20 protein-coding genes are annotated in these 23,349 nt (G+C 44.5%); 8 read left to right on the plus strand and 12 right to left on the minus strand.

All coding sequences use genetic code 11. The features are described from left to right. Positions 1-169: 169 nt before the first annotated feature. Together AABW11_RS10520 and AABW11_RS10525 are read right to left on the minus strand one after the other, a co-directional pair. On the minus strand, positions 170-1,894 hold the full coding sequence (locus AABW11_RS10520; RefSeq protein WP_340105045.1) for a M14 family metallopeptidase: 1,725 nt from the start codon (positions 1,892-1,894) through the stop codon (positions 170-172). 18 nt (positions 1,895-1,912) lie between these two features. Continuing rightward, positions 1,913-3,544, minus strand: a complete 1,632-nt coding sequence (locus AABW11_RS10525) for a M14 family metallopeptidase (RefSeq protein WP_340105046.1) — start codon at positions 3,542-3,544, stop codon at positions 1,913-1,915. Positions 3,545-3,803: 259 nt separating this feature from the next. On the opposite strand from AABW11_RS10525, the gene AABW11_RS10530 reads away from it, so the two are divergent. Then, positions 3,804-6,416 (plus strand): M14 family metallopeptidase, encoded by a 2,613-nt coding sequence (locus AABW11_RS10530; protein WP_340105047.1) that lies wholly within the window; start codon positions 3,804-3,806, stop codon positions 6,414-6,416. A 480-nt stretch (positions 6,417-6,896) separates the two neighbouring features. Here the strand turns inward: AABW11_RS10530 and AABW11_RS10535 are convergent, their stop codons facing one another. The 3 genes from AABW11_RS10535 to AABW11_RS10545 form a co-directional block, all read right to left on the minus strand. Then, positions 6,897-7,943 carry a serine hydrolase domain-containing protein gene (locus AABW11_RS10535; protein WP_340105048.1) on the minus strand — a complete coding sequence of 349 codons (1,047 nt, stop codon included), beginning with the start codon at positions 7,941-7,943 and terminating at the stop codon, positions 6,897-6,899. A 72-nt stretch (positions 7,944-8,015) separates the two neighbouring features. Beyond that, entirely contained in the window at positions 8,016-8,447 is a 432-nt protein-coding gene (locus tag AABW11_RS10540; protein WP_340105049.1) for a DUF4296 domain-containing protein, read from the minus strand. Further along, complete coding sequence (locus tag AABW11_RS10545) at positions 8,437-9,159, minus strand: SDR family oxidoreductase (protein ID WP_340105050.1); 723 nt, start codon at positions 9,157-9,159, stop codon at positions 8,437-8,439. The genes AABW11_RS10540 and AABW11_RS10545 overlap by 11 nt, the downstream gene beginning before the upstream one ends. A gap of 302 nt (positions 9,160-9,461) precedes the next feature. Here AABW11_RS10545 and AABW11_RS10550 point away from each other — a divergent pair, with 302 nt between their 5' ends. Beyond that, positions 9,462-10,193, plus strand: a complete 732-nt coding sequence (locus tag AABW11_RS10550; RefSeq protein WP_340105051.1) for a type III pantothenate kinase — start codon at positions 9,462-9,464, stop codon at positions 10,191-10,193. A gap of 13 nt (positions 10,194-10,206) precedes the next feature. On the opposite strand, the gene udk is transcribed toward AABW11_RS10550, so the two are convergent. Both udk and AABW11_RS10560 read right to left on the minus strand, forming a co-directional pair. Beyond that, a complete protein-coding gene (udk, locus tag AABW11_RS10555) occupies positions 10,207-10,860 on the minus strand; it encodes a uridine kinase (protein WP_340105052.1) in 654 nt (217 codons plus the stop codon). Next, a complete protein-coding gene (locus AABW11_RS10560) occupies positions 10,861-12,123 on the minus strand; it encodes an N-acetylmuramoyl-L-alanine amidase family protein (RefSeq protein WP_340105053.1) in 1,263 nt (420 codons plus the stop codon). A gap of 859 nt (positions 12,124-12,982) precedes the next feature. On the opposite strand from AABW11_RS10560, the gene AABW11_RS10565 reads away from it, so the two are divergent. Genes AABW11_RS10565 through AABW11_RS10575 form a run of 3 tightly spaced genes read left to right on the plus strand, consistent with a single transcriptional unit; the run spans position 12,983 to position 17,420 of the window. Then, the gene (locus AABW11_RS10565; protein WP_340105054.1) at positions 12,983-15,988 is read left to right on the plus strand and encodes an AAA family ATPase; all 3,006 of its coding nucleotides are present in this window, start codon (positions 12,983-12,985) and stop codon (positions 15,986-15,988) included. 46 nt (positions 15,989-16,034) lie between these two features. Next, positions 16,035-17,102 (plus strand): mechanosensitive ion channel family protein, encoded by a 1,068-nt coding sequence (locus AABW11_RS10570; protein WP_340105055.1) that lies wholly within the window; start codon positions 16,035-16,037, stop codon positions 17,100-17,102. 39 nt (positions 17,103-17,141) lie between these two features. Then, positions 17,142-17,420 carry a GNAT family N-acetyltransferase gene (locus AABW11_RS10575; protein ID WP_340105056.1) on the plus strand — a complete coding sequence of 93 codons (279 nt, stop codon included), beginning with the start codon at positions 17,142-17,144 and terminating at the stop codon, positions 17,418-17,420. Positions 17,421-17,543: 123 nt separating this feature from the next. On the opposite strand, the gene AABW11_RS10580 is transcribed toward AABW11_RS10575, so the two are convergent. Then, complete coding sequence (locus tag AABW11_RS10580) at positions 17,544-17,753, minus strand: cold-shock protein (RefSeq protein ID WP_340105057.1); 210 nt, start codon at positions 17,751-17,753, stop codon at positions 17,544-17,546. Between the two features lie 272 nt (positions 17,754-18,025). Further along, positions 18,026-18,487: a cupin domain-containing protein gene (locus AABW11_RS10585; protein WP_340105058.1), complete on the minus strand. Its 462-nt coding sequence runs from the start codon at positions 18,485-18,487 to the stop codon at positions 18,026-18,028. A 210-nt stretch (positions 18,488-18,697) separates the two neighbouring features. Here AABW11_RS10585 and AABW11_RS10590 point away from each other — a divergent pair, with 210 nt between their 5' ends. Next, on the plus strand, positions 18,698-18,838 hold the full coding sequence (locus AABW11_RS10590) for a hypothetical protein (protein WP_340105059.1): 141 nt from the start codon (positions 18,698-18,700) through the stop codon (positions 18,836-18,838). A 760-nt stretch (positions 18,839-19,598) separates the two neighbouring features. Here the strand turns inward: AABW11_RS10590 and AABW11_RS10595 are convergent. Continuing rightward, the gene (locus AABW11_RS10595) at positions 19,599-19,922 is read right to left on the minus strand and encodes a hypothetical protein (RefSeq protein ID WP_340105060.1); all 324 of its coding nucleotides are present in this window, start codon (positions 19,920-19,922) and stop codon (positions 19,599-19,601) included. Positions 19,923-20,201: 279 nt separating this feature from the next. Further along, positions 20,202-20,531: a hypothetical protein gene (locus AABW11_RS10600; protein ID WP_340105061.1), complete on the minus strand. Its 330-nt coding sequence runs from the start codon at positions 20,529-20,531 to the stop codon at positions 20,202-20,204. 447 nt (positions 20,532-20,978) lie between these two features. Here AABW11_RS10600 and AABW11_RS10605 point away from each other — a divergent pair, with 447 nt between their 5' ends. Continuing rightward, complete coding sequence (locus AABW11_RS10605; protein ID WP_445263758.1) at positions 20,979-21,698, plus strand: 3-keto-disaccharide hydrolase; 720 nt, start codon at positions 20,979-20,981, stop codon at positions 21,696-21,698. Between the two features lie 86 nt (positions 21,699-21,784). Further along, positions 21,785-22,177, plus strand: a complete 393-nt coding sequence (locus AABW11_RS10610) for a DUF302 domain-containing protein (protein WP_340105063.1) — start codon at positions 21,785-21,787, stop codon at positions 22,175-22,177. Between the two features lie 7 nt (positions 22,178-22,184). Here the strand turns inward: AABW11_RS10610 and AABW11_RS10615 are convergent, their stop codons facing one another. Next, the gene (locus AABW11_RS10615) at positions 22,185-23,129 is read right to left on the minus strand and encodes a class I SAM-dependent methyltransferase (RefSeq protein ID WP_340105064.1); all 945 of its coding nucleotides are present in this window, start codon (positions 23,127-23,129) and stop codon (positions 22,185-22,187) included. Between the last annotated feature and the right edge of the window lie 220 nt (positions 23,130-23,349).

Consider the following 23,349-nt stretch of genomic DNA (forward strand, 5'->3'; position numbering starts at 1 on the left):
GGTCAATATTAATCGAACTCAGGTATTAAAGTAGTGTTTAATCAGCGTTAAAATCTTGGGAAACCTGTTAGGTTTCTTTGAGGTCTGAACCCATAGCAAATCTTTTATACTTCAAACCTGACAGGATTAGAGGTGGTGTAGATCATTTAGATAGATACCCCAATCATACCTAAAGCGAAAACTCCTCCGATAGTTTGCCGCCTTTATTGCTATCCACACGAATTGTGAAATCGCCATTCCCCCGGACAATCCAGCGAACGGTTATCTCATCCATCCCGGGAATATTCTCCACACGGAGTGATTCGGGGTTGTGAGTTTGTTCCGTGGTGATACCAAAGTCTTCATCTTCCACGATCATGCCTGCCTGCACGTCCACACCATCAATCGTAATTACGTTAGGGGGTGTAATATTATTCATCAGGTCGTGGCTGGCATGTGTGGGGATGACACGATTATTTGTGATGGTTGCTGTAATTTCGCGTAGTCCGCTGCCGAGGTCTTTACTGCTGACATCAGAGATGCCCAGTTCAGGGAGATGATAGGCATGAAACAGTGTAAATGCCATATTCCTGTGAGCGTCACTCTCAAGAAGGAAGCCGGGATTGGCACGTCCGAAATTCTTTTTGAACCCCCCGATTTCAACCTCGCCAAACTGCGGATGGTCGTAGGTTTCCCACTCAACCCAACCGTCGTTAAACAGAAGCAGCTCGTCGAACTTGTACCTGTCGCCGGGTTCTGCATCCCGGCCAAACATCATGTGAGATGTGTAGAGCTCGTTTGTAAAGGTAAAGATGCCGCGTCCGCCGTAAAACCAATCAAGCTCGCCGCCGAACACGGTATAAAGATCCCGGTGAACGACCATGTAACGATATCCCGGCATCATCTCATCACCAATTTCTCCAAGAAAATCGTAGACCGCTTCGTCAGTTCGGTTGTAGGTGTCCGCATCTTCCGCGGCTCCCGGACCCCGTAACAACATTCCACCGGTATTGTGATAAGATTGTGCTCCTGCAATGTTTGGATGCGCAATCACAAAATCAGCCACTGCTCGGTTTTCTGGCAGCGAAAATGGATATTTATAAGCTCCACGCTGGACATAATCGGGCTGCCAGTTCCAGCCCCAGTCGCGGTTGGGATCGTAGTAGCCGGTGCGGTCTTCGTTTACTTCACCATCGCCGTCATTGTCAACCCCTTCCCAGCCAAGCATTTCATAGCTTCCAAATTCATCCGTATCCGTTCGGATCATACGCCGGGGAAAGTCCGGGTCTGTCGTCCAGTTTCCCCGCGGATTCTCACGCCGCATTTGTGTGATGTGATTATCGTTGTTCAGATCATTGAAGCTATCTTCGCTGAGTTCTCCATCACCATCGTTGTCCACGGGTTTCACGCCTGAACGCGGTGTATTGGCGTTGTTGGGCTGGTTCATGTAGTGATCACGGCCGTCTGGATTGATGCTCGGTACGATATAAAAAACACGGCTGTCCATCAGGTTGCGGATGAACTCTATATCCTCGTAATTCTCAGCCAGGTACCACGCCGTGTAGAGCGAGATTTCCGCTCCCTGGATTTCATTGGCGTGGATATTCCCATCAATATAATAACCGGGCTTTTCGGTGTGTGGCTTGTTGTTGTGATTGGTGACGGTGAGCATCCAGAGTTCCCGTCCCTCGTAGGATTCACCGATGGAACTAAGTTTAATAAAGTCAGGGTGTGCTTCGGCCAGTTTTTGGCTCAGATCAGTGATACCACTGTGCGTAAGGTACCGGTTCCAGCTCACCTGGACCTTTGGATCTTCGGGTGACCCAAGAGCACGGAATACATCCGGGTTATTCTGTGCAATAACCGACAGCGTCATAAACAGAGAGACAAATAGAGTAAGTAAAATGCGTTTCATAGCTATAAAATCTTGAGGTTATCGAATCGTTTGTTGAAATGTGGCGAAACCGGCAGATGGATTTCCGGCAGACAGAGATACGGATCCGCTGCCGCTTATCAGCCATGTAATTTGTTGTGATTCGCCTCCCATCAGCCTGTCAATCTGGAATTTCGGCCTGCCGCTGAGAATCTGCATTTCATCATCAGCGGTTAGCTCCACATTTACCGGGCGGACCCATTTTGTTCGGGTACCAAGTTCGGTAGATGTTGGCAGGCTGCCGCGGTTATGCAAATCCAGCGTGATACGCGTCAGGTTTCGGCCTGCATCTTCAAGCTGAATATTTTCGAAGACAAGATCTGCTTTCATTTCTGTGAGCCGCTCCACAAACTCCAGGTGAATATTCGCAAGCGAATCAACCATGGAATAGGGCGGGGTTGTCATGGCAAACGGTTTGATGCCGCCAACTTCAACCACGTGATCCGGAAAATCAGGATGATCAACCTGCTGCCAGTCGGTGAATGAGTCAACTCCTTCACTGTCAGACCAGCGCAGATAATCCAGCTCATCGCTTTCCAGACCTCTATTCGATTGTCCGACAGAATCTTCAGCGACTTCAGGAATCCACCAGCCATCAGTGGTGAAACTGTATCGCGCGTAGTGGAAATAAGCCCATTCGGGAAACCCGCCTTGCTGAAGAGAATAGCCGGATGCATTTTCCTGCGGAACAACATCTTTATAAAGATCGGAGACAGACTGAAAAACACCTTCATCGCCTTCAAGAATTCCGGTGATTACACGCTTTGATGCGTCAGATCGGCTGTATTGCCATGGATCACTGAGGTTGTTATTCGGGCTGAAGGTGAGGACAGCATAGATGTTAAAGGTGTCAAACATCAGATCAGCGAGCGCTCTGTTTTCCGCTTCTGAGACGGGAAACTCTCCGGCGCCATATTCAAAGCTCGGATGCTGATAGGTGAAATTTTTGTTGATATTCACGCCGCCGTTCGGATCTTCGTTATAGTGTCCGTCTTCATCATTATCGCGTCCCTCAGTCAAAAGACGAAATGTTCCTCGCTGCGATTTCAGGGGATCGGCTTCAACCATCACCCGGTTATCGTCTGGATGCAACATCCAGCCGCCTGTAGCATCTTCAATTCTCATCATCGTAATGAGGCCGTCTCCGTTCAAATCATTGTAAGGATCTTCGCTCAGTGAGCCGTCCCTGTCGAGATCAGTATTTTTACTGTTAACGGACCGTTCGTAGCGGAGATCGGAGAAATACTGTTCAGACGCGTCAGGATTTAGATTCGGAAATATGTGAAAGACCTGGTTCTCAAGAATCTGATTGATATTAGCATGACCGGCCAGGGATTCAGTCAGTTTAAGTGCCATCTCAATTCCCAGGATGTGGACACCATCAACCCCGCCGACTATAGCCAGAGCAGGTTTATTGGCAACATCACCTGACCCGATCGTCACGTGCCAGATGTCGTGCCCGCCCGGCGAAGTGGCGATCGACTGAAGGCTAACAATTTCGGAATGCTCTGATTCAAGATCCTGAAGTGCCTCCGTCATGTCCTGATAGCTGCGATAACTTTCCTGTGCTACTGCAGAACTGAAAAAGAGTAGCGGCATTAAAAGGAGGGAAGATAAAAAACTGTATTTCATAAGTATATGAGAACTGATTGATGATGGAATTGAAAGCGGTGACACAATGTCTGTGGAATAAATCAAAGAAACCGTTAAAAGTTGAAAACTGAAAAAGATTTTGGGTGAATAAATAGTTCGTGGAAGCATGCACATTTAGTTCGCCAGCTTCGTTGCAACAAATAATGCACCAGGTGTAAATAAGAGACTCTTTCCGTGAAAGTTGCTCGTTAATTTAGTATTCTCAATCTTAATAAATCTCAACGATCTCAGCTCAATCATGTCCAAATTAAAATTACTGCTATCCCTATTTCTTGTTCTAATTTTTAATACACCGGCCGCATCGCAGCTGCTAAATGATCGTTTTACGTTCGATGACGATCTGCAATACGCACCGGATGTACAATCGCCGGCGGACTTTCTCGGCTACCAGCCGGGTGAGGCATACTCACATCACTATCAGCTTGGTGCGTACCTTGAGCAACTTGCTGAATCGAGTGATCGTGTTTCGCTGGTTACCTACGGACAGACGCATGAAGGCCGGGATTTGTGGCTGGCAATAATCACGAGCGAAGAAAATCATTCTAATTTAGAGGAAATTCGTGAGGCTAATCTTCAGATTGGAGATCAATCCTTAAGTGATGCTGAAGCGTCGGATCTGATTCAGAGCAGTCCCGCTATTGTATGGCTGAGTTATGGTGTACATGGTAACGAGGCATCAAGTGCTGAGGCGGCGCTTCAGACGGCTTATCGAATGGCTGCAGCTGAGGATGATGAAACATCACGGTTCCGGGATGAAGCTGTGATTATTATAGATCCAATCCTGAACCCGGATGGGCGTGACCGGTATGTGACCTGGTATAAATCATCGCTGGCTCATATGCTCAATACGGATCCGGTGGATCTTGAGCATGATGAAATCTGGCCTGGCGGACGAACAAATCACTACTGGTTTGATCTAAACCGGGACTGGGTTTGGCTGGTTCACCCAGAATCGCGAGGACGTATAGCAGAATATCAAAAATGGATGCCACAGGTTCACCTTGATCTTCACGAGCAGGGGTTTAATAACAATTATTTCACGATGCCCGGAACCACGCCGCGGAATCAGCAGCTGCCGGATGAGTATGAAGAGTGGGCCGATGTGTTCGGACGAGGAACGATTGAGGAGTTTGACAAGCACAACATCAATTACGCAACACGTGAGGCGTTTGATTTCTTTTATCCCGGTTACGGATCCTCTTATCCCAGCCTGATGGGCGGTATCGGGATGCTCGCTGAACAAGGCGGCCACAGCAGGGGCGGGCGTGCTGTTGAAACGGAAGACGGCTATGTGCTTACGCTTGAACAGCGCATTTTTGATCACTATACGAATAGTGTTGCTACAGTACGTACGGCCGTTGAAAACCGAACAGAACTGCTTGACTATTACCGGGATGCACTTAACCCCGAAAATTCAAAAGTGGACACGGAAGCCTACATATTACCCAATAATCCAAATGATCTGACTTATGATGTGATCGACATCATGCTAAAGCAGGGAATTGAGGTTGAACAGGCATCGGAAGAGTTTACGCTGAGAAATGCAACAGATTATCGAGAAAACGCTACGGAGCGCCGCTCATTTAATGAAGGTGATTTTATCATTCGTAAAGATCAGGCTAAACATTTACTGGTCACTACCTTGTTTGAGCCCAAAATGGCATTTGGCGACTCTGTGATGTATGATATGTCGGTTTGGTCAGTTCCGATGGCCTACAATCTTGATGCTTACCTCGTCAGGGATAACCCATCTGTTGAAACAACCAGAATCATGGAGTTACCGCAGCGGGAGAGCGGTGTAATTAATGCTTCGTCTGAGTACGCTTTTGCGATCGACTGGGAGCAGCAATCGGCACCAAAAGCTTTGGCGGAACTTTGGCGGCGGGGATATCGTGTGCGTTCGGCTGAGAAAGAGTTTACAAAAGACGGGCGAACTTTCAATCGCGGAACACTTATTGTTCTTACGGGGAGAAATTATGAAAAACGAAGCGAGATCAGTCGTGATATGCATGAGGTTGCTGAACACGCTGGAGTCCTTATTTACGGCATGGACACCGGGCGTATGGATACGGGTATGGACCTGGCTTCAAGAAGCAGTAAGGTTTTACACCAGCCAAAAACAGCCATGATTGTTGACAGACCATTCAATTCTTATACCGCAGGGCAGATCTGGTTTCAGTTTGATCAGAACGTTGGATATGGAATCAGCAGAATCCGATCGTGGCGGCTGGCGTCGATAGACCTTAGTGAGTATGATGTGATTATCTTGCCGGGCATGCGCGGATCTTCGCCTCAGTTTGGTGAGGATGAGCAATCGGCTCTCAAACTATGGGTAGAACAGGGCGGAACCCTTGTAGCGACTGAAGATGCGGCCCTTAACATGACGGCCGATCGAATGGAGTTTCTGGCGGTTGAGCTTGTGGAAGAGAAAGAAGAAATTGAGGACGACAATGATCCGGCAGTGTTTACACCCTATGAAGCAAGACAAGATACATTTGGACTTCGGAATATCCCGGGTGCTTCATTCGTATCTAATATCGATACAACGCATCCGCTTGCTTTTGGCGTGAAGGAAGAGCTTTACAGCCTGACCTATAACACAAATCAATTTGCTCCGTCAACCAGCTTCCAGATTGTCGGGCGATACGAACAAGATGCATCTGACCTGCTGGCTTCAGGTTATGCGTCGCAGGAGAACCTTCAGAAAGCGGCTGGAAATGTGTGGGCCGGTGTTGCAGCTCTTGGTGACGGAAAAGTGGTACTTCTTGCCGATAATACCCAGTACCGGATGTTCTGGCGCGGACCGGAACGTCTGATGATCAATGCGGTAATGCTGATACCGTCGATGTAGTTATAGGCAACTAAAACTGGCTCTATGTTGATCGGTGTGGGGATGGGGTGGAATTATATTACTCCTGATACCGGCTTTTGAAACAGACCCTGAAAGGGTCAAATATTTCAGCCTGGGGCATCGCCCCGGGTTGGAGATTCGGGTCAATCATACCCCGTGGCAACAGATGTCATCAACGCTCCATATCTTCTCGAGGGTGGTGGTAGTGAATCAATTAGGGGCATGCGCAGTGGGGCGTTGATTCAGCCTGAATAACAACCATCGGAATGGGATATATACTGTAATTAGATGAAGGGCCGATGGTTTTTCATCACGTGTCCGTTTACCTGTGGCGATGCCCCTTTTGGCTAAGCCATTACTTCGGGGCAGGGTCGTATTGTTGATTTCAAAACACCAGTGTAGATTGGAATTGCATTTTACAAGAATGAAAGGATATTTTTTTTACCCACACCAATCAACATAGCCATAAAAATGATCCCTTTAAAACCCGGGGGCAAACACAAGTTCTTCGAGATCTTTGAACAGGTTTTGAGCTACATCCATGTCAGGAATGTTATTGAGAAATAGATATGCTTCGCTTCCTTCGGGTTGGAAGGCACTGAAAAGTTCGAATCCGCGCATTGTGCCATCTAAATTGACGGATGGGTTTTTGAGTATGTAGTTGTGATTTGTATTGAGAACTTTAGTTGATCTCACGTAGCTATAAAATTTAAGCAGATCGTCGAGAGTAGAGTACATGCCGCCGCTGCCGCGGATCAGCCAGGATGTTGGCCCCCAGTTCGGAGGAATATTTGGCAAACCTACTTGATGTGGCCCTCCACCTACCGCAAAATCTGACAGCGACAGGTCTCCTGTGTGACCGTACTCATTTGTTCGGCTCATTCCTGCAGGCTCGAAAAAGTTTTCATTTAAAAATTCGAAATAATCCAGCCCCGACACTTTTTCGATGAGAATAGCAAGCAGTCCAAATGCTCCATGAGAGTGCCGGCGATCAGTTCCGGGTTCAAACAACAGATCCTGGTTTAAAATCCTATGGAGAGCAGTTTCTCGGCCTACCCAAGCCAGATCGGGATCCCAGTCTGACACGTTATGAAAGAAATCCGGCAATCCGGACTGGCCGCTCATCAGGTGCTGAATGGTCATCGATCGCTTATCAACCGGTACGTTATCGAAATACAGGCTAACAGGATCTTCCATTGAAATCTGCTGACGCTGATCGAGCAGTAAGATTGAAGCTTTAGTAAAATCAATGGGTCGCGACCCAATATCAAAAATGGTGGTTAGCGTATTTGTGATGTTCAAATTCTCATTTGCCATGCCGAAAGGGCGTTTCAGCTCTTCGATTTGATTCAGTTTTATGTAAACAACTCCTGAAAAACCGTGTTGTTCAAGTTGGTCAAAAATCTCATCGGCATTGTCTTTCGTGAGGTCAAGATCCTGAAGTGACATATCCTGGGCGGGAAGAACTCTTGCTTCGAGCGATAATATCATCAAACAAAGTAAGGCGACAACTGTTTTAATATACATGCGGGTTATTGGGATTGAGATGCAGGTTGGAATCGGTGCATCAGCAGAATCAAATTTGCGAAAAGCCCGGCTTTAATCGATGTCGATTAACTCTTCAGCCGGCCCTGGACGTGGAAGTGTATCAGAAGCAGCAGCCAACGAATCGGCCAGCTGCTTACGGTTCTCATTCAGCCGGTCTTGCAGCTGGTCCCGCTCTTCTGTTAACGATTCTTCAATTTTATCGATGCGCTGGAGCTGTTGCTCTGGCTGCTTTTGATAATATAAGTGTGTTCGTTCAAATTGCTCGGGCGTCACATTATACTTCTCAAATATCTGCTCTTTCAAATAATCCCTGGACACACTGTCAAGCTGTGTTTCATTAAGCTGATTGATCACCACAAGTTCGGTGAAAACGGTGATATAGCGGTCTTCTTCAACAAGATCTTCCGGTGCAGTAGTGTTGCTGCAAGAGACGAAAATCAGAAGTGAAACCATCAAAAATACAAATGGGAAACTACGCTTCATCTGGATTTTTAGGATTTAAGGGGCGCATTGTAATCTCATTAATGAGCATGTTATCGGGTGTCTTAAGAAGATGCATCAGAGTATCTGCAACGTCCCCGGGCTGCATCATATTTTTATGGGTATCCATGCCGCCGGCATTTTCGAAAAATGATGTGGCAATTGAGCCGGGAAACATACAGGACACTTTTATCTTTTCGTATCTCAACTCTTTGAACAGCGATTCACTAAAACCCCGAACGGCAAATTTCGTTGCGTTATAGCCCGATAAATTAGGATTGCCAAGTAGCCCGGCGATGGATGCAATGTTAATAATATGCGAATAAGTGTCGGATTCTTTCATCAGCGGCACGATAGTCCGGGTAAGGTAAAACACGCCATTTAGATTTACGTCGATCATTGTTTGCCAGTCTTTCATTGGCAGCTCATCTACGGGCCCGAAGAGACCGAGTCCGGCGTTATTAATCAGAATATCTGGTGTGTGATCGTGATTGAATGTTTTTTTGACCCAGTTCTCGATTGACCCGTATTCTGTTACGTCCATCTTTACGGGAATAAACCTGTCGCCAAGTTCTTTTTCAAGCTCTTTCAAGCGACCTTTGCTCCTCGCAAGTCCGTAAACGGTAGCGCCCTGGACAACTAATTTACGACAGAATTCAGTTCCTATTCCGCTACTTGCACCTGTTACAATAGCAACTTTACCTTTAATATCCATGTATAGAGTGTTTCGATGTTTGTTGAAAGATTGCTTCTGTAAATGCCCTAAACAGAAGATTCAGAACTATCATTTAAGAAGATACAATTTTGCCGGGTAAATATTTGATATGACAAAAGCTTAGCGTTCAAACTGAATCGCCCGGGCGTTCTGACAGTTATCAGGGATAGAGCAATAGTTCTAAATCAGCTGACAGATGCTACACAATGATAAGATTCCTCTATGCTAAAACCCATCAGAACCCTTACTTTTAAGCGTCAGATAAACAGTTTCTTGCTCTTAAACTATATGTACATTCATTTATGATACTTGTTGAAATCGGGAATACATCCGTGAAAGCTGTTCGTGACGAAGCAGGTAAACGTAAGCCGTTATTTAAAGTGAGTACGAAAAACATTGACGAGTTGCGACGGCAGCTCTCGTTGCTTTTGGACAACGAAACAATACTGCTCTCTTCGGTACGCAAAGATCTGACTGCTGTTATTCGAGAATACACCGGGCGGCTGACATTACATGTCATTCGGTATGATCTGCTTGGAAATATTCGTCTTGATTACGAAACACCTGAGACGCTTGGTATCGACCGTGTTCTGGCCTGTGCCGGGGCCGTTCATAAAACAAAAACGGATGTTATTGTTGTTGATGCAGGCACAGCTTGCACGGTAGATTTTATGACAAATGACTATAGCTTTAAAGGCGGTGTGATACTGCCCGGCCTTCCTATGCTACGGCACGCTATGAAAACGCTCACACCGGAACTGCCTGAGGTTAGCCCGGGATTGCCAGATCATTTTCCGGGGCGTTCAACCCATGATGCCATTAAAATCGGCCTGAATGGCGGCTTTATCCACGCAATTTCCAGGTTTGTTGAACAGTATAAAGGCCGGTTTAACAATAGTGAAGTACTAATTACCGGTGGAGACGGACCGTTTGTTCAGGAAAAGCTGGAAGGAAATTTTGGCAGCAGTTACTTTGACAACCTTGTATTTGATGGGATGCTGGCCTGGAAAGAGCTCAATCAGATTGATAACTGATCATTAGTTGATACTATTGGTTATGAGTTTCCTCTTGCGCCTGTATGGATGTCAGTTTTTCACGAATGGTTGCAATCACCATCTCCAAAGCCACCTGGTTTTCGCCACCGCGCGGTATAATTATGTCCGCATATCGTTTACTGGGCTCTACAAACTCCAGATGCATAGGGCGTACGTAAAGTTCGTATTGATTCATTACCCCCTCAAGATCTCTGCCCCGTTCCATGATATCGCGCTTGATGCGCCGAAGAAGACGAACATCGTCGTCGGTATCTACGAACAGCTTGATGTCCATATACTTCCGAAGTTCGGGTTCAGTAAAAATCAGGATGCCGTCCAGCAGGATAATCTCTTTTGGTGTAATGCTCTCAGTGTCTTCCGACCGAGTATGAGCGGCAAAATCGTACACGGGAACTTCTACCTTGTATCCGCCCTTCAAGGCCTCCACATGGCGAATCATGAGTTCCGTTTCGAGAGAGGAGGGATGATCGAAGTTTTGCTTTTTTCGCTCCTCGAGCGGCAAATGACCCAAATCTCTGTAGTAGGAGTCATGCTGTAAGAGCTGAATATTTTCTTCGCCGATACCGTCTAGAATACGACGTACTACAGTGGTTTTTCCTGATCCGCTGCCACCGCCTACGCCAATGATGAGAGGTTTGTCGGACACTTATCTTGAGGTTGTTTCACGGTTGAAACTTCTGTCGTAGTCGAGTTTAAAATCGCGAATGGAACGGAATATTGCAGATGCAACAATGGTTTGCCCGTACTCGCTGGTAAGGTAATTGGCTTCATTGGGATTCGAAAGAAATCCGAGCTCAATCAGAACGCCCGGCATGCTGGCTTCATAGAGTACCTGGAAACCGGCCTGTTTCACGCCGCGCGATTTCCGCTGCGCACGCTCCCTGAACTGGCTTTCGATCATTTCTGCTATCCGCTGACTGGTAGACATGTTTCCGGCATTCATCAGCTCGTAAATCAGCAGATCATCTTCCGTTAATTCTTCTGTTTCACCTGATTCAAGCTCAATCACGCTATTTTCACGCTTCATAACTTCAAGTGCAGTTTCGCTTCGTGCCATTCCCAGAAAATAGACTTCAGCACCCTGGACGCTCTGCTTTCTTGCTCTGTTATGATGGTCAAACGCATTTGCGTGGATAGATATAAACAAATCACCTTCGTGCTCATTTGCAATTCGGCCCCTTTCTTCAAGTTCAATAAATGTGTCATCGGTTCGGGTGTAAACCACTTTCAGGTCGGGGATATTCTCTTCAATATACTGGCCAACCTTCAGAGCCACATCAAGCACAACATCCTTTTCCCTGATTCGCCCGCCGCTTGTACCGGGGTCCTTTCCGCCGTGTCCGGCATCAATTACGACAACTTCAAACCTTGAACCGTTCGACCTGGCATTCTCGGTCGTATCTTCCATTCCATTGTTAAATGCAGTATCAAGATCGCTGTTGCCGGCATACAAGGACCAGTCAATTGGATCAACATCAGGTGTGATGCCGGTCATCTGAGTATCTGTTGTAGAGGTCAGAGCCAAGAGATGATCCGTTCCGTTTTTGTCGGTATAAGTACTGTAGTTAAAGTAGTTTCCGTCCGTCAAATGAATGTTTAAGGCAATTCCGTGAGGAATTTCGAAAAGTTCAAAGTTGCTGAAAACAGGCCCAGTTGGAGGATAACGGAAATTTGTGGTATCAATCTCTGGCGAGTAAATTACCATCTGCAAGAGGTTAGCTGAAGGCTGTATTACGGTAGACGAATCAATCGCGTTTGAAAGATGATAGCGAACAACAAACCCTTTGCCATCACTTCTTTCAACAGCAGAAACCCTTTTCAGCTCAGTCTGTGCAGATAAATCTGTCAGGAAAAGTAATCCTGAGAAGAGCAATAATAAACTTAAAAATCTAAATACTTGTCTGTACAAAACCGTAGAAATATGGGTTGAGAACCTCAATTACATCAATCTCCAATTTAGGGAAAAAATCATGCTTGATTAAACATTATTTTTTGATGTTTCTGACGGTAGATTTTGCTCTTTTTTAAAGTTATGGCCCAACTGAAAATCTTGTGGGTAGAAGTTCGAAATCTTTGGATCATCAATCTGTGGCTTTTTAAAGCTTTGCACTCCATCTCATTGAATTTGCATGGCCTTCCACTTACCTGGAAAACCACTAGCGAGTCTAATAATGGCAGATTGGGAAAAGTATTCTATTGGTCTTTAGTAGAAGAAATGAATTCAGTCGAAGGGGAGTCCGAATGATGTATACCGTAGATGGACCCTGAGCTCTATATCTGTTTTTGAGAGTTGTATTTACCCGGAACACCGCGCAATTCCATTCACCCGCAAACGCATGGTAATTCCGGATTGGAAAACGAATCTTTTCATTTCGGAAATAGTGTCGCCTGGTTTTTTGGAGTAAGCCAATTCTATTGATGGTGCAGAGCCCCAAAGGTATGTAGTCAAAAGATCTGCAAAACATTGTGTTTTTTAAATATCCTGAATATGCTCGATGCTTTCCTTCATAGTTTTTGTCATCCACCATAATTTTTCCGGTAGAGCGTTGATTATTCTATGTACAGATAGGATATCTGGTATCACTAATTTTTAAAGCCTAACCCGCTAAACAACGAGTTGAGATTCAGGATCCTGTCAATCATCGGTTTTTGTTTGATTTATACTATATTCATTCAGAATTAAATACTGCGTAAATTTGAATGCAGATATAAGCGCAACCAACGATAGCAGGACAGCTCAAATACTTAATTGAAGACGGCACTTTTTTATGCAACATGAAACGGATGCAGATGCACAATTGAGCGTTGAATCAACGGTTCGTGCATTTATTGAAACTGATCTTACCCGCGAAATTCAAGCCATGAGGCTTTCTTTTCGTCAGCCGCTGCGAGAGTGGTTTGCCGGCACTCGTGATGAACTTCTGCGGTTAAAGAAAGACGATGAAAAATACTACGAGCGATCAGTCAAATATCTGGCTGACCGACTGCCAAATCTGAAAAAAATCATTGAATCACTTGAGTCAGACAGTTGGCATTCGCAGCTTGAAGCGTCCATAAAGAAAGCATCCAAGTCTTTGCCGGAAGAGATGACAGAGGAGCAGCTGCCTGATCATCTGAATGCCCTTGAGGAAGACTCTTTTTATGTGAAAGCAGGAAAGTTTTTAAAAAGGATCAAACAGAAAATTGATAGTAAACCGCCGAAGCGAACTGTTTTTGTTCGACAGCTCTTTCTTGAAAATGTAGCTGCTTCAGATGAGTGGATTAAGGAGTTTGCTGCCACTGAGTATGATGAATGCACGATGCTGCTTGATTTACTACTGGAAAAAACGGAACAGGAGAAAGAAGGAAAGAGTAATGAGGAAGAATTAGAAGAGAAGAAGCAATCAAAGAAAAAGACTGATTTTAAGTTTCAGATTTTTGTTGAACTAGAAGAACACCTGCATATAGCCGTGCAGCATCTGAAACAGGTTGAGCAGAACAATGAGCAGCAGGTCACCCGCTTACTTGAACCTTTTGCAAAAAAGATAATCTCAAAAAGCAAGATCGCCGGTACATTCCAGCTTAGTCAAAAAAGACCATCTGCTAAAGAAGAGATCAAGCTTGATGTTGCCTCGGCAGAGTCCTGCAAAAAGCAGCAGAGAGAGTGGGTGCGATTTCTAATGTCCCAGTTTAGTGATTTGAAAGTGCAGGTGGAAATTGCGCAATATGGTTTTTTGGCCTCCGAGACCAAAGATGAAATAGCGAATCAAACTCATGAATTTTTTCGAGACTCTTTTTACATACCGATTGATAACGGAATAAAAGCCATAGAGTCTGCCATGAACGAAATCGGGGAGATGAAAGCATCCGGTAAAGTGGGAAAAAAGCTTGATGAGGTTCGGCTATCTTTAAAGGATGAACTCGATTCACGTCTCTTAGAACACTTTCAGGATGCAGAACGGGTGATGTCACCTGTTCGTCACATTCAAAATTTGTTGAGTGATCTTCAGGCTGAATCAAGACATTTTTCAGATAAGTTAAATCTTGCCACCAGGCGAGAGAGTAAATATCCGGTTCCGGCAATTGACCTTGATACAATCCGCTGGCAATCGCTTGCCGCCCGGTTTTTGAATGATGAAGCTGTTAAAAAACTGGATCCTACAAATCAGCAATTCAATCAGCTCTTTACCCAAATAAAATCTGCTGCTGAAGAAGCTGTACAGGTGGTGGACGTAAATATACAAGCCGCCACAGAAGCTCCCAAAAACGGTGATACTGCAGAGAAATCTGAAAAAGAGCAGGCGCCGCTTTCAATTTCGCTCGAGGGACTTGAACGCGCCATCTCAAGCCTGGAAAAAGCCATTAAAGAGGTTCGCGAGAAGCATGATGTATATAAGGAGATTGTAGAAACGCGTCTTCCGACGGCACTCAACTCGCTGGCTGCCATCATGCTGCGCCGAGACTTCAGCCAGTTTGAGCTGCAGGATAAAGCATTATTTGTAAAGGAGCACGCGCTAGACTGGAAGCAAAAACTATCCTCAAAATGGGCAATTCTTTCTGATAAAGTTGAGCTGGGTTGGAGATTTGCGTTCAAAAAAATTAAACTCGTCAGCCGATTTGTCGCTCCTTATCTGGGATTTAAGAGTGAAGAAACAATCTCTACAAAGGAGAAACGAAATCTTGCGGAAGACCTGGCGAAACCAGGCGCCCCAAGTGATCTGCCATTTGTATATAAGCGTCTTTTCGATCGTGACTTTTCGATAGATGAACGATTTTATGTGAGTCCGTCTAATGGCTTAGGATTGGTTTCGGGTTCATTTGACCAATGGAGCCGTGGCTTAAGCACAAACGTGGCAATTGTGGGTGAAAAGGGAAGCGGCAAAACTACGTTAATCCGGTTTGTAGAAAAGAAGTGCATTAATGATGAAACACCCGTTGTGCTGAACCTTCACCAAACATTTACAGAAGAAAAATTATTGCTGAAAATGATGTGCGATGCATTAGGATTTAAGCCTGTGGAAACTACGGAAGAGTTTATTGAAAAAGTGCAGCGCAAAAAAAACAGATCGGTTATAGTTGTTGAAAATCTACAAAATGCATTTATTCGAAATATCAATGGTTTTAAAGCTATTGAAGCGTTTTGGGTTATCATGTCATCCACAATGGATGAACTTTTCTGGATAGTAAGTTGCTCACGGTATTCATGGGATTTCTTTATAAAAATTGCCAATGCCGACCAATATTTCTCACACATCACATATACCGATCGGCTTGATGAAGAAGAGATTCGTGAAGCTATCATGACACGCCATAAATCGTCGGGCTATGAGCTTTACTTTGAGCCTGATGAGTCAATAAAAAATAGCCGTGCTTACAAGAAATTACTTGGCGATGAGAAGGAGTCTCAGGAATTGATCAGGAATCAATATTTTTCAAAGCTTTATAAAGTATGCGAGGGGAACACCTCAATTGCGATGATTTTCTGGCTGCAGTCTATCAAGGAAATCGACAAACAGCGGTTTGTCTTTCAACCACTGGAGATTACGGATATTGATAAGCTTGAAGTACCATCTACAGAGGTATTGTTTACACTTGCCGCTCTTGTGCAACATGATATGCTCGACAGGGAACAGGTGGCTCACGCGCTCCATCAAAGTGTTGCTGATAGCAGTCTGATGCTTGCCCGTTTAAAAACAAAAGGCATTATTTATGAGGGTAGCACTGGTTACAAGCTTAACCACCTGGTTTACCGGCAAATCATTCGCATGTTGAAGCGAAAAAATATTATCCATTGATCTTATGAACTACTTTATGGCATTCGTTAATAGTAAAGGCTATAGTATGAAAACCCTGATTCTGGTGATTGGATTAATGGGTTTTGTCCACAGCACAACCTATGCCCAGGATACAACTGTGCTTCCGGATTCGGTGCAACAACAGACTGCGAGCGCCCAAGAGAGTCAGGCGCCAGACACCTCGGCTCAGCAACCTGCCGCAAGTGATACCGTGCAATCCGGTCAAACAGCTTCAGGAGAGGGGGAAAATAGTAATGCAGATTCTACATCAGGTAGTAGTGTGGGGTCGACAGATATCGCAGAAATACGTGAACTGATTTCTTTCGGCAAAGTTCTGTATACCTTGCTGATTCTGATTGTTACTTACTATATCAATAAGTACGCAACCGTTATTCTGGACAATCTCTCGGAGAAGACAGCTAATTACAGGCTGTTCATTAAGCGCTTATCACCGATCAGCCGGATTTTTATTTGGAGTTTAGCTATTTATATAATCATCGCCGGAGTGATTATGCCTCCGTTTGAAACAATAATTACGATTGCCGCATCGGTGGGTATAGCGGTCGGATTTGCATCCCAGGACATTCTCAGAAATATCTTTGGCGGCATTATGATTATTCTTGACCGTCCTTTTCAAGTGGGTGACAAAATTCAGGTTGGCGATCATTATGGTGAAGTGCTGAGCATCGGCCTTAGATCAAGCAGGATGGTGACCCCGGATGACTCTGTTGTATCGATCCCAAACGGAGAACTAATGAACTCCGCCGTTTCCAATGCAAATTCTAGTGCACTGGACTGCCAGGTAGTAGCTGAGATATTTCTGCCTGCAACGGCAGATGTTGCAAAAGTGAAGGAGATTGCACGGAAAGCTGTTCATTCTTCGTCATATAGCTACCTCAATAAACCCGTAGTTGTGATTGTACTTAATGAGATGCATGACAAAAAGTTTGTGATGAAACTGCGTGTTAAGGCGTACGTTCTGGATATCAGGTATGAATTTATGTTTAAGAGTGATATGACGGAGATGATACTGCAAGAGTGCAATATGCACGGTATTATACCGCAAAAGTCAGGAAACGCCCAGTTGCAACAGAGAGAAACCGGGATTTCTTGAGACGAGATTTTTTGCCAACTAACCTAAAGCATGTGAGCTATGATAAAACATCACGAAAATAAGAAAAAAGGAGAATTTGTGCTGTTAAGAGACGGTGTAGAGGTAGGGAAAATGACCTACTCCAAAACGGGACAATCAAAAATAATAATCGACCACACGGAAGTTAAAGAGCCATTCAGAAATACGGGGGCGGGACGGGAACTAGTGGAATATGGTGTTGAATGGGCCCGGAACAACAACCTTAAGGTATTGCCGCTTTGTCCCTTTGCCAAAAATCTTATTGAGCGTGACCCTGATCTGCAGGATGTGCTTAGTTAGCATTATCCACTTCGGCTATATTAGTGAGGGCTGCCAATATATGATTTCTGAAGGAGAGACAAAAAAAGCCATGCATTATCTGCATGGCTTTCAGGTGCTATTAGCTAAAATTCTTAAAAGTTGTTAGTCAACTCTCCGTACTTCAATAGCGCTCAATCCTTTGGGAGTGTCTTCTACATCAAACTCTACCTCTTCACCATCATTGAGGCCCTCTTGGAAGCCAAGATTCTCTATGTTGTTTCTGTGAACAAAAATGTCTTTTCCACCTTCATCCGGCTCGATGAATCCAAATCCTTTTTCTGAGTCAAACCACTTTACTTTTCCGTATTGCATAACATTATACTATAGTTGTATTCACTTATAAATAAGTGAATGAATTAAATTGAATTCAAATGATACAACTAATTACGAAAAAAGCCTATTTCTGAGTGCAAAAGAAAAAAAAATTTTAGAATAAAGATTGCATACACCGTCAATCTTATAAATGCCAATTGATTGGATCTATCGAATGTTGTTCCTGCTCAGCAAAATTTTGATTAGAATCTGAAATATGTTTAGGCAAGAGCTTACCAATATATACTTTTAAATAGTTGATAATTTGATGTTTATGGTTCGTTAGTTGTTATCACAAAAATCACAAGAGGCTCTTCAGACTTATTGACTACTGAATGAAATGCTTCCCCTCTTATGGTTGTCAGATTGCCGGCTTGCAGGGGGTACCGTTTTGGTTCACTTTCCCATCTATCTTTCTCCATGTATTCACCTTCACCGCTAATTACCAAATAAACTTCCTGTTCGTTACGGGTTCCGTGCGTGTGGTAACCGACACTGGCGTCTTTTTCAGGCAGAATCATGTAGGCTCCGATTCTATTGTTAACCAGATCGCCATCTTCAAACATCTGCATCAGATAGACAACACCTTCGCCGCCATACATATTTTCGCGCTTGTCATACCGAGCTACATCCGTCCGATCAGCCCCAAAGTGATAAACGGTGGGTTGAATGATTGTCTCTATAAGTTTGTGAAGCTCTTCCTTTTCAGTTGTAGTCAGGCTGGTTCTGCTCATAAATTTTGTACGGTTAAATTGGTTTGATGAAGACCTTTTAAAGATAGAGTTAATCAAGTTGCATTGAATGCGAGAAGTGCGGATTTATCAAGTTTTTAAAAATACGTTAGCCAATAAAATATTTATATCTGCTTATTAGCTGAAATTTTATAACCTGAATCGGGAGAAGTTAATACCGATCATATCATAAAAAAATAAAGAGGAGATAAAATGAATGAAGACAATTCAGTTGCAGTAGGGGTGATGGTGCTGGGCATCGGATATATTGGTGTTCTGAAATCGGGAATAGAGATGTATGAAAATCATCGGGTTGACAAAAACCCTGTGGCTGAACCAGAAATGAGCGTGTAGTTGCATCAAGAAAATGTATTCTCTTTTTGTTAATTGAAGCGGGATTCGATTAATGATTTGTTAGATTTTCGATTTCCGACGTAACACTTGTCAGGAGAAGTTCCCATCCGCAGGAGGGGACAGAAGATGCCTCGTTCAGAGGCTTTTCAGGGGTTGGGTTTGGTGGCTTGGCATGGCTCCTTTTCTCCGCGGACCCACCTCTGCCACGTCGCTCACCTGCCTGCGGCAGACGCTTTGATGGCTGTCTCCTCCCGATAGGAGAGAATTTATTCAGATCGTTAAATCGCTACATCTTGAAATCTCAATAATCGTTAAATCAAATGGATGAAGTTTTTGCCTGATGAAAAGTGTCAAATTATTGATTTGTTAGATTTTCAAATTCTGACGCAACACTTGTCAAGAGAAACTCCCACTTATAAAAAAAGGTGCTATCAATGATGTTGCCATCATCAAAAGCACCTTTTTTCTCTGTCTTGATCTGATTTTGCTTATTTTAATTCTGCCTGATTACTGACTATTTCCTCTCGCCAGGCCGGTGTAGACGGCATTTGACGCACCAGCATTCACATAAATGATATCATCACGCGAGTCGCCATTGATGTCTCATGTCAGGATCTGATATTGACTCCACTGTTCGATTTGTGGGTGATCCTGGCTGACGCGGGAGTAATCAAACGAGCCATCTGTAGCTCCAAGGCCAATAAAACTGCGATTCACAGTGCTCATTCGGTTTAGCAAGATGCCTGCCGACCATCACCATTTACATCAAGAAGATCCAGTTTATATCGTCACCCATATCTTTGCCTGAGCTTGCTCCGGGAGCAGCAGTGATGGGAGGATTGCTGTCTGTTGACAGATCCATGTAGACATAAGGAGCGTCAATTGTTTTAACCCAAGCAAGATCAACACCCGCATTGCCGTCAACATCGCCAATCAATATTTCATATGGCGCCCAACCCGAACGCTCGCGTGCAAATGTTGACAAGCTGAAATTAAACATGCTGCCCGGAGTATCACCTTCTGATTCCGCCACAATCACCCGATGACCACCACTGCCCGCCTGTCGATACGTATGCCATATCATATCATCCCGGCCATCGCCATTGAAATCAGTTACATTTGCCCTGTAGTTGAAGGTGGTATTCCAGCCTGCACTTGGGTGATCTTGTTTTAACCCTGCAGTTCCTTATGTGTTATTTTCACCATAAGTACCATCTCCGTTTGATAAGCAGACGTATGTCCGGTTTGTTGAGTTTAGGGAGTTCCAGATAAGATCATCACGGCGGCATAGTTGAAATCACCTATCCTGAGCTCATACTGGCTCCAACCATGCAGTGCCGACTGCTTCTCGCTATGATAGGTTTCAATCTTGAAGCTGATGGAAGTGGGTGTTGACAAGCCGCTGGCGGTAGCTCGTCCGATCATTGAGACGGTCGCTCAACCGATCTGAAATTATCATCATTTGCCAGTCCGGGAATAGACACGTTGATGATGCCCGCTCAGAAATTGTAAGTCCTAAAAGACTGCCCAGCCCGTTGCGATGGCAGGAGTAGGTAGCATTTTCAAACAGATCGGTGTCACTTTTCTCATTTTCAATTTCTACGACCATCGTGACATCATCCTGTAATACCGCATCACAAGCTGGTGTTGGCGGTTGTGTAGTTCCGGGAGGGAAGGCTTTCGAGAAAGTCACTGACCTGTTCCACGTTTTGAGGCTTTTCGACGGATGTACCGTTATCTGAACATGAAATGAATAAGAGGAATGGAGTTGAAATTGCAGTTAAGTAGGTTAGATGAGAGAAGCGTCTCTCGCTATGTGTTTGATGAGTTAACATGATATCAGTGGTTTGTGATTAAATTAATAAGCTCTGTTACTTTACTCGCAGAGAGGAAAGGTGAGCGTCGAAAGTATTTCGAAGAATTTTTGGATACAATTTCGAATTGCTTTGTGAGAAGATGTACAAACAGCGAATCTGATCAGATCAAACCGGTTTTAACTCTCGCCAGTGATGCATACATTAGACCGATCAATAGTCACATAATTAACGGCAAGTTCATGAAGCTCATCGCGAAAGAATTTTTAGGTTTAGTCGTCATATCACTCTCAATACTATCTTGCGGCAGTGATACCGACAGTAATATGACAGAAGTGGAAGAATGGCGGGATCTGTTTAACGGAGAAAATCTGGAGGGGTGGACAGCTAAATTCCATCATCATGAATCCGGTGAGAACTACGTAAACACATTCCGGGTGGTTGACGGCACCATCCAGGTGAACTATGACGAGTATGATTCTTTTGACAATCGATACGGCCATCTCTTTTTTGAGGAACCATTTTCCTCATTTCATCTCATGTTCGACTACCGATTTACTGACCAATGGATGGAAGATGCCCCGTCGTACACGTATAGAAACAGCGGTGTGATGTTTCATTCGCAGTCTCCTGAATCAATATTGAAAGAGCAGGACTGGCCGATTTCCGTAGAGTACCAGATGCTTGCGGAGGAAGAAGAGGGTGTTTCGCGACCAACCGGAAATATGTGCTCCCCGGGAACGGATGTGGTCTATAACGGTGACGTTGATCCAAGGCACTGTATCAATTCATCATCTGACACATATGATTGGAATGAGTGGGTAAGTGCAGAGCTCATCGTTTATGGGGACTCGCTGGTTATTCACAAAGTCAATGGTGAAGAAGTTCTTCAATATACCAAACCCCAAATTGGCGGTGGTGTGGTGAATGGCTTTGATCCCAAGATTAAAAAAGATGGGACGCTACTTTCTGAAGGCTATATCGGGCTGCAGGCCGAAGGGCAGGGCGTTGAGTTTCGGAATATTCGAATTAAAGAGCTTGATTGATTCGTTACTGTTCTTCAACGAATTAACACATTAAAGGTTTATATTAGAATGGATATCGTTTTAAGCATAACCAAAAGGAGAAAATCATGAGCTACTATTTCAACAAAACAGTGACAGGAAAAACTTTTGACCAGGCAATTGAGGATGTGACGGCTGAACTGAAGAAAGAGGGGTTTGGAGTGCTCACGGAAATTGATGTTAAAGAGACCCTGAAAAAGAAACTTGACGTCGATTTTAAGAAATACAAGATCTTGGGAGCCTGTAATCCATCATTTGCTCATCAGGCACTGCAGAACGAAGATAAAATAGGTGTGATGCTGCCCTGCAATGTCATTGTTGAAGAGCATGAGAATGGCGACATTGAAGTTTCGGCGGTCGATCCGGTGGCGTCAATGAGTGCGGTGGAAAATGACAATCTTGTAGAGATTGCAACACAAGTGAGAGACAACCTGAAAAAGGTAATCAATAATCTGAACTGAACGTGTACTATTTTTTTCTAAGCCAAAGGCTGGAGTTGCCGAATGTCATCGGTGACTCAGGCTGATGAAGCATCAACGGAATCTTCTGTTTTAGAAAGTCTCTGTGGTGCTGTTCCAGCCACGAGTTGAAGAATAAAATCTCGAAACCGGAATTGTACTGCAAAAATGCGAGAAGCAGATATGCTTCATTCCATGCCCGGCCGGCCTTCAGCCACTTTTTTGGATAGTCAAACGGCCAGAATATATCGTGGAAATGGATAATCACGCCTGATTTTAAAGCTGGCAGTATTCGATGGATCAGGTGATTTACATCAGATCCGGTTTTAGAAACGTGGGAAGAATCGATAAATAGTATGTCGTTTTGCCTCAGGCTCTCGAATAGTGATAAGGGAACCTGCTGGACCGGCTTCTCGATAATGTTAAAACGATCCGCATCATCTTTGCTCATCAGATTATTCAATCGCTCCGCATGCGGTTCAATGAATGTGAATTCTGTGCTTTGATTTAGAAAAAGAGTGTCGATATCGATCATTGCTGCAGACGAGTAGCCTGAGCCCACCTCAATCATTCGTTTTGGCTGAAACTCTCTCATCATTCCAAAAAGTGCTACTGCATCCCCGTAGATGAAATAGATATTATCGAAATGGTAGCGTAAATCAGGATTCCTGCTTTCTGCCGGCCAGGGAATCTCTGATTTAAATTTCGAAAACCGCTCGATGAGATCAAGCTGACAGTCTTCATTTAACTCCAGGCCCGGAATCTCTTTGAGGCCTGCATCAAACCGAGTGTAGCTGCCGGACTTTATATCGATGTAATCAGGAATCGGCGAGTAAAAATGGCCCGGTGGTGCGAAGGAGAGAAAACGGAAATTAGTGGATCGAGTGAGCTCCAGTGCTTCCCGAAGCTGGCGTATCAGGCGGGAGAAGTCTTTATAATTGGGTTGATGCGGCATTTATTGTTATAAAAATAAAGAAATAGTAAAATATGCAACACGGGGATCCCTTCGAGCAGACCTCTCAGGTTTTGGAAACCTGACAGGTCTTTTGATGAAGTTGTCATTTACAAGATCCGAGGCTGTCCAAAAAGGGCGTCATCCCGTACTTTCCCAAAGGGATCCCTTACGGGGGATACGGGATCTCCAATCGTTGATATGGACTCGAGATGCCGGATCG

It is taken from the genome of Rhodohalobacter sp. 8-1, from assembly GCF_038150125.1.
In the GTDB taxonomy this organism is placed as follows: Bacteria; Bacteroidota; Rhodothermia; order Balneolales; family Balneolaceae; genus SW132.